This is a genomic window from uncultured Corynebacterium sp. (assembly GCF_902489365.1).
Taxonomy (GTDB): domain Bacteria; phylum Actinomycetota; class Actinomycetes; order Mycobacteriales; family Mycobacteriaceae; genus Corynebacterium.
The window spans coordinates 1-7,535 of the sequence record NZ_CABTZR010000094.1 but is presented as its reverse complement, the minus strand read 5'-3'; the positions used below and the strand labels follow the sequence as shown (position 1 = coordinate 7,535).

7 protein-coding genes are annotated in these 7,535 nt (G+C 61.6%); 3 read left to right on the top strand and 4 right to left on the bottom strand.

Annotated features, from left to right (window positions below; all coding sequences use genetic code 11):
- On the top strand, positions 1-306 hold a 306-nt coding region (locus tag RDN59_RS10635; RefSeq protein WP_308607813.1), incomplete at its 5' end, for an FCD domain-containing protein.
- Positions 303-1,652, top strand: a complete 1,350-nt coding sequence (locus tag RDN59_RS10630) for an MFS transporter (RefSeq protein WP_374044611.1) — start codon at positions 303-305, stop codon at positions 1,650-1,652. The genes RDN59_RS10635 and RDN59_RS10630, both read left to right, overlap by 4 nt.
- A gap of 185 nt (positions 1,653-1,837) precedes the next feature.
- Here the strand turns inward: RDN59_RS10630 and ileS are convergent, their stop codons facing one another.
- The 3 genes from ileS to RDN59_RS10615 form a co-directional block, all read right to left on the bottom strand.
- Positions 1,838-5,044, bottom strand: coding sequence for an isoleucine--tRNA ligase (gene ileS / locus RDN59_RS10625; protein ID WP_308607812.1), 3,207 nt, complete (start codon positions 5,042-5,044; stop codon positions 1,838-1,840).
- A 334-nt stretch (positions 5,045-5,378) separates the two neighbouring features.
- A complete protein-coding gene (locus RDN59_RS10620) occupies positions 5,379-5,567 on the bottom strand; it encodes a hypothetical protein (RefSeq protein ID WP_308607811.1) in 189 nt (62 codons plus the stop codon).
- A gap of 320 nt (positions 5,568-5,887) precedes the next feature.
- Positions 5,888-6,430 (bottom strand): hypothetical protein, encoded by a 543-nt coding sequence (locus tag RDN59_RS10615; RefSeq protein WP_052471402.1) that lies wholly within the window; start codon positions 6,428-6,430, stop codon positions 5,888-5,890.
- Positions 6,431-6,759: 329 nt separating this feature from the next.
- Here RDN59_RS10615 and RDN59_RS10610 point away from each other — a divergent pair, with 329 nt between their 5' ends.
- On the top strand, positions 6,760-6,918 hold the full coding sequence (locus tag RDN59_RS10610; protein WP_308607810.1) for a gallidermin/nisin family lantibiotic: 159 nt from the start codon (positions 6,760-6,762) through the stop codon (positions 6,916-6,918).
- A 282-nt stretch (positions 6,919-7,200) separates the two neighbouring features.
- On the opposite strand, the gene RDN59_RS10605 is transcribed toward RDN59_RS10610, so the two are convergent.
- On the bottom strand, positions 7,201-7,535 hold a 335-nt coding region (locus RDN59_RS10605), incomplete at its 5' end, for an integrase core domain-containing protein (RefSeq protein WP_308607809.1).

Here is a 7,535-nt window from a genome sequence, read left to right as displayed (position 1 = left end):
GCCACCATCGATGAGCAAAAGGCCGCCCTCGACAACTCCGATCTGCGCACCTACACCCAGCTGGACGCAAAGTTCCACCAGACCATCATGGACAACGGCGGCAACCGCCTCTTAGCCCACCTGGGCCACACGCTGCGCGAGCGCCAACAACGCTTCACTGCCACCGCTATTGGCCGCAGCGTTGAGAAGGCACGCGCCTTCGTGGCTCAACACGCCTTGCTTGCCGACGCCCTCCGCACCGGCGACATCGACTCCTACCTCACCGAACTCCACTCCCACCTCAACTCCTCAAGGAAGCAACTGTGACTGTCTCCGCGCATACGACCCCTGCTGTCGAGGCGCCTTCCACCGAGCACGACGCCCTTCTAGACACCGACGTCGCCGAAAGCCCCACCTCCTCACACTCGTCTATCCACTCCCCTGAAACTCCGCTGTCAACGCGCGCGTGGTTTCCCGTCGCCGGTTCCATGATCGCCGTGGCGTGGGGCGGAAACGAGTTCACCCCGCTGCTGGTGATGTACCGCGAGACCTCCAACTTTTCCCAGGTGACGGTCAACGGGCTTCTGGCCGCCTACGTCGTGGGCATCATCCCCGCTCTGCTGATCGGCGGCCCGCTGTCCGATCTGCTGGGCCGCCGCCCCCTGCTGCTCCCCGCAGCACCGCTGTCTCTGGCGGGGTCTTTCTTGCTGTCCATCGCCCCCAACGAACCACTCATCATCGCGCTGGGGCGCGTCTTGTGCGGTATGGCTTTGGGCCTGGTCATGGCCGTGGGATCAACGTGGATTACAGAGCTCATCACGAGGGCTGGCGGCGACCCAGCGTCCGGCGCCCGCAAGGCTTCCTTGTGCTTGACCGCCGGCTTCCTCGTGGGCGCGGGCATCGCTTCGGTACTGGCCCAGTGGGGTCCGTGGCCGACCCACACAGCATATATCCTCCACATGCTGCTCACGTTGCTGACCGCCGTGTGGATTCTGCATACCCCGGAGACCCGCCAGCCCAGCCGGGGCGACGTAAAGACCACCATCTTGGAGCTTCGGGTGCGCGACATGCTGGAGATGCTGCATATCCCGGCCGTTGCTCACAAGCGTTTCCTGCGCGTCGTCGTCCCCGTGGCCCCGTGGGTTTTCGGTTGCGCGGGAGCGGCCTATGCGCTCTTGCCGCAGCTCTTGTCCGATTCGGCGGGTGATGCCCCCATTGCTTTCTCTGGCCTGATGACCGTTATCACTCTGGGGTGCGGTGTCGCTGTCCAGATGTTGGGCCGACTGGTGGATACCCATAAGTCTGCGCGTGCCTCAGCCCTTGCCATGTTCGTCATCACCGTCGGCGCCATCCTCGGGGCCTTCGCCGCTCACTCGCTCTCCCTGCCGCTCGGCATCGCCGCCGCCGCGACCATGGGCGCAGGATACGGCTTGGCACTCGTCGCCGGCTTGTCTGAGGTCCAACGCATCGCGGGCGAGCGCGAGCTCGCCGGCCTGACTGCCGTGTACTATTCCATTTCCTACACTGGATTCTTCATCCCGATGGCCTTTAGCGCACTCGCGCCCTACATCGGTTTCACCGCGTTGTTCAGCATCGGCAGCTTCTTGGCTCTGGTCTGCCTCATCAACGTCATCCTTGCCTGGCGCGCGCACCTGCCCGGCACCCGCCGCTAGCGCAGACCCCCACAATCACTGCATCTTCCCGAGGCACCCTGCACTCAGGGCAATCTCCCGAACATCCCGTAACCACGGCGTCCTTCCTGGGCCGCCCTGCGCTACCTGTGCACAGACGCTAAAAGCTCCACCTCCCACATCCGGGGAGCGGAGCTTTTTCTGCGACCGTTGACGTCGCTGTTGCCCTAGGCCTTGGCCACCGTGGCGGTTACGCCCTTAAGAACGTCGTGGACGTTCTGGCCAGCACTAGGCGCGAGAGCCTCGGTCGTCACAGCGAAGTCGACAGCGAGCACCTCTGCCGCGATGTGCTCGCGGTGGCGGTTGGCCCACTCTTCCTTCTCCGCGGGGACAGACAGGACTACGGTGATGCGGTCGGTGACCACGAAATCCTCGGCCTTACGCGCATCCTGCAAACCGCGGATGATGTCCGCAGCCCAGCCCTCAGCCTCGAGCTCTTCCGTCACCTCGGTGTCCACGGCGACGAGGCCATCGAGCCCTTCCACGCGAGCCGTCGACTTCGCATTCGCCGCCTTGAGGCGCTCGGTGTACTCGTCCGGGGCCAGGCGGATATCGCCGTCGACCACGACGTCTTCGCCCTCGCGCACGTAGTTGCCCGCCTTGAGGTTCTTGATGGCGCGCTGTACGTCCTTGCCCAAGCGCGGGCCTGCCACCTTGGCGTTGCATACCACCTCGAAGGTGCCAACCTCATCGACGTCATCGGTTAGCTCAACGTCCTTCACGTTGACCTCATCGCGGATGATGTCCTTAAAGTCGGCCAAGCGAGCCGAATCCGGCATCGCCACGGTCAGCTTCGGCAGCGGCAGGCGGTTGCGCAGCTTATTCGACTTGCGCACAGACGACGCCGCCGAAGCCACCGCGCGGGTGGCGTCCATAGCTGCCACCAGCTTCGCGTCAGCCGGGTAATCCTCAGCCTTCGGGAAAGACGCCAAGTGCACAGAGCGCTCACCGGTCAGGCCGCGGTAGATGACCTCAGCCACGTGCGGCAGCAGCGGAGCCACCACGCGGGAGACCGTCTCCAGGACCGTGTAGAGGGTGTTGAAGGCCTCCGGGTGGGTCTGCTCGCCCTCCCAGAAGCGGTCGCGGGAGCGGCGCACGTACCAGTTGGTCAGCGCGTCGGCGAAGAGGCGAACCTCCTCGGTTGCCGTAGCAATATCGGTATTCGCCAGCGCATCATTCGTGTTCTTCACCAAGTCATGCGTCTTGGCCAAGATGTAGCGGTCCAGCACGTTAGTGGAGCTGACATCGAACTTCGCGTCCTGAGACGCGTAGAGCTGCAGGAAGGTGTAGGCATTCCAGATCGGCAGGATAGCCTGGCGCACGCCCTCACGGATGCCCTGTTCGGTGACGATGAGATTGCCACCGCGCAAGATCGGCGAGGACATGAGGAACCAGCGCATCGCATCCGAGCCATCGCGGTCGAAGACCTCGTTGACGTTCGGGTAATTGCCCTTGGACTTGGACATCTTTAGGCCGTCATTGCCCAGAACGATGCCGTGGGCCACAACCTTTTTGTAAGCCGGGCGGTCAAAGAGCGCGGTGGACAGCGCATGCATGACATAGAACCAGCCGCGGGTCTGACCGGAGTACTCCACGATGAAGTCCGACGGCGAGTGGGTCTCAAACCACTCCTTGTTCTCAAACGGGTAGTGCTTCTGCGCGAAGGGCATGGAACCAGACTCAAACCAGCAATCCAACACATCCGGCACGCGGCGCATCGTGGACTTGCCCGTCGGATCATCCGGGTTCGGGCGGGTCAGCTCATCGATGTACGGGCGGTGCAGGCTGGTGGGGCGCACGCCGAAGTCACGCTCCAGCTCATCCAGCGAGCCATAGACATCGACGCGCGGGTACTCCGGGTCATCGGAGATCCACGCCGGGATCGGAGCACCCCAGTAGCGGGTGCGGGAGATGTTCCAATCGCGAGCGCCCTCCAGCCACTTGCCGAACTGGCCGTCGCGGATGTGCTCCGGCAGCCACTCGATCTCGTTGTGGTTGAGCTCCACCATGCGGTCACGGAACTCGGTCACCTTGACGAACCATGCCGGCAGCGCCATGTAGATGAGCGGCTCGCCGGAGCGCCACGAGTGCGGGTAGGAGTGCTCGATGGTCACGTGGCGCACCACGCGGCCAGCTTCCTTCAGATCCTTGATGATGGCCTTGTTAGCGTCGAAGACCAACTGGCCCTCGTACGGCGGTACCTGGGAGGTGAACTTGCCGTCCTCATCCACCGGGATGACCAGCCCCACGCCGTACTTCTGGCAGGTGAGCATATCGTCCTCACCGAAGGCCGGGGCTTGGTGGACCACGCCGGTACCGTCCTCGGTGGTGACGTAGTCAGCCAGCAGCAACTGGTAGGCATTCTCGACATCCGGGAAGAATCCGAAGATGGGCTCGTACTTAAAGCCCTCCAACTGCGCGCCCTGGAACGTCTTGAGGACCTCCACCTCACCCAGCTCCTTCGCCAGGGTGCCGGTCAGCGCCTCGGCCATGACGAAGGTGCGGCCAGCAAAGTCGCCCTCGGTGGCCTTGAACAGGACGTAGTCGACCTCCGGGTGGACCGCCAAAGCCAGGTTGGACGGCAGGGTCCAGGGGGTGGTGGTCCAGGCGAGGAAGGAGGCGTCGGCAAGCTCGGTGTTCTCCGCCAACGTCTTCTCCGCCGCACTTCCCTCCACGGCACCAGCCACCGGGAATGTCACCGTCAGCGTCGGGTCCTGGCGCATCTTGTAGGAATCATCCAGGCGCGTCTCCTGGTTCGACAGAGAGGTGTGCTCCGCCCAGGAATACGGCAAAACCCTAAAGCCCTGGTAGATCAGGCCCTTGTCGTAGAGCTCCTTGAACGCCCACATGACGGACTCCATGTACTCCAAGTCCATGGTCTTGTAACCGTTCTCGAAATCCACCCAGCGGGCCTGGCGGTTAACGTACTCTTCCCACTCATCGGTGTACTCGAGGACGGACTTGGCGCAGTACTCGTTAAACTTCTCCAGGCCCATCTCCTCAATCTGGCCCTTGTCCGTGATGCCGAGCTGCTTCTCTGCCTCCAGCTCCGCTGGCAGACCGTGGGTGTCCCAGCCGAAGACGCGCGGGACGTGATTGCCGGCCATGGTGCGGTAGCGCGGGACGATGTCTTTGACGTAACCGGTCAACAGGTGGCCGTAGTGCGGCAGACCGTTGGCAAAAGGAGGGCCATCATAAAAGACGTACTCTGGGCAGCCTTCGGTCTGCTTGAGGCTGGCTTTAAAGGTGTCGTCCTGCTTCCAGTACTTCTGCACGATCTCTTCCATGACCGGGAACTTGCTCGTTCCACCGGTCATGTCAACCTTGGGGTATACGCTGCCGACCTGGCCGGCCTGTGTTTCTTCTGCGCTCATTAATTCATCCTTCACTACACGGTTGCTTGGTGCAGGGACGCCCAACGCCCGCGCCGGATTCGGCGCGGCACCGTTGCACGCGGTACCACCCTGCTTGACGCCGTGCTTGCCGATGCCGCGCCGCACACACCGTGCAACCCGTACCGGCGGGCACCACGCCCGCTTCGTTTCTAGTGAAGGATTTATACGGCTCCCCGACCGTTCGGTTCTACTGGGCAGCGCACCCGCGCCACTGTTCTTCCGAAATGCTCCCCCGGTGATTGCCGGATCAACGCATACAAGTGGTCATTATAGCCACCCCGCCGCCGCCCTAGCAATGCTGTACGCAATGCCTTTACAACGGGCGTGCCGCTGGACTCTCTTTTTGCCCACCCGGGCGCGCCACCAGTCCGCCACCAGGTACCCGAGGCCGCCCACCGCGCAGACGACGGTGATGACCAGCGCGGCCATTGCCTCCGCTCAGGACGTAGGTGACAAAGGCGACGAAGGCAGCGAGCGCGCTCAACAAGGCTGCGAACATCATGGTGGTCCACCCCTTCCGAAGGGGTTCGGCCGGCGCCTGCGGGGCTACCGTGGCAGTGGCCTGACAGGTCATGGAAAAGGACCCCAGCGGCAGTGCGGTTGCACTCGCTGCGGGGTCCTTCAACTCCCATTACAAGGGCAAACGCCCTTGTAATGGGCATCAGTTCTTGTGGTGGGCGGGCCCTACTTAGCCTCATTGCTCGGAGCAGTGGAGCCACGGGTAGCAAGCTATTCCAGCTGGGACTCGAGCATGGTCTTGAAACGGTTGCGGTACTCGTGCTCAAAGGTGCACAGCTCGGAAATGCGGGCCTCGAGAGCGGTCTACTGGTGCTTCACGGTGTTCAATGACACGTTGTGCTTCTTCTCAGCGTCAGACTGCAGAACAGCCGCCTTCTCCTGAGCCTGGCCGACTTGAGCCTCAGCGCGGGACGCAGCGTCGGTCTCGGTCTGCCTTGCCTTCGCCTCAGCGTCAACAACGAGCTTCTTGGAGCGGGTGTCTGCCTCGTGCAGCTGGGCGTCATACTTCTTCTGAGCGTCAGCCAGCTGAGCCTTGGAGCGTGCGTCAGCGTCGTTGATCTGCTTCTCAGCGGCGGTGCTGCGGTCCTCATGCAGCATGGACTCGGCCTTGGCCTCGTTGGTGAGGCGGTCTGCAATCTCCTGGGCCAAGCCCAAGACCTTGACGGCCTGCATCTGAGTGTCCGGGGTGGCAATAGCGCCGACTCCGGCACCATCAGCAGCTGCCGGCGCTGCTGGTGCGGCGGCCTTCTGCGGTTCGGATGCGCCCGACTTCTTTGTAGCCTCGAGTTCCTTGCGTGCAGCCTCCAGCTCAGCGGCGAGCTCTACCGAAACATCTCCACAGCCCAAGAGACCGCAGCAGCCTACAGCAAACAGACCCTCGACTTAAACCGATTGCACAGGAAGCCCAGTCGGCTCCTCAGAGTGCCCGAAAGCTACATCGCCGAAGCAAAAACCTTTCACACTCCCAACAGTCTCACCCACGGAGTTGACAACCTTTTTTAGTAACACCCTCTTTTCAACAACAAACATACAAAAATATGTATCATTTGAGCCTATTTGAACCCTATTGACATCCATTGAACGGCATTTACTCCAATTTTCATCGAGGAGAATTTAATGTTGTCCACAGAAGCAAAAGCTTCAGTCCCTTCTCGTCAACAAGGAGAAACACAACAATGTCCGATTTCGAATTTGACTTTGCCAACGGCGACTCCGTCGATCAGGTCGATACCCAGTGGAAGTCCAAGAGCTTCTGCACCCCAGGCTGCGTCACGGGCATCCTGCAGACTTGCGTCCTGCAGAGCGCCACCTGCACCTGCCCTATCTCCAAGTAGTACCGTGAATTGGGGCGGCCCCAAAGGCCGCCCCAATTCCGTTTTTCAAATTTGAAGCACCACCCCGGAAAGCGCTTATAGTCCCCGCGCACTTTACACCCAGGCACCTCGGCCGACTACGCCCAATGGAAATTCAAAACCGAAACGGCCAATCCAGATCGTGACCACACGCAGAATTCACGCATAAGGACCTGACCCCTGTTTGGTAGACACCTGATATCCAGCCCGGTTGGGTTGGGAAGAAAGGTAATCTGAAGCGTCCTGGGTTTCGTTCCGCTTCTTTTACGGCCCTGTGTTGATGGGCTGGGTGAGATAGTACTCGGTTTCTATTTCCTGTGGGGTGGCGTAGTCCAATGCTTCATGAAGCCGCTTGGTGTTCCACCAATGCACCCACCGCAAGGTGGCCAGTTCGACTTCTCCGACCGACGTCCACGGACCTTGGGCATGAATCAGTTCCGCCTTGTAGAGACCGTTGACGGTCTCCGCCAATGCGTTGTCATAGGAGTCGCCGACTGTTCCCACACTCGGGCGGATTCCTGACTCAGCTAGCGCAGGGGAATACTTCAGTGACACATACTGGCTGCCCCGATCGCGGTGGTGAAGTAGCTGGTTTCCAT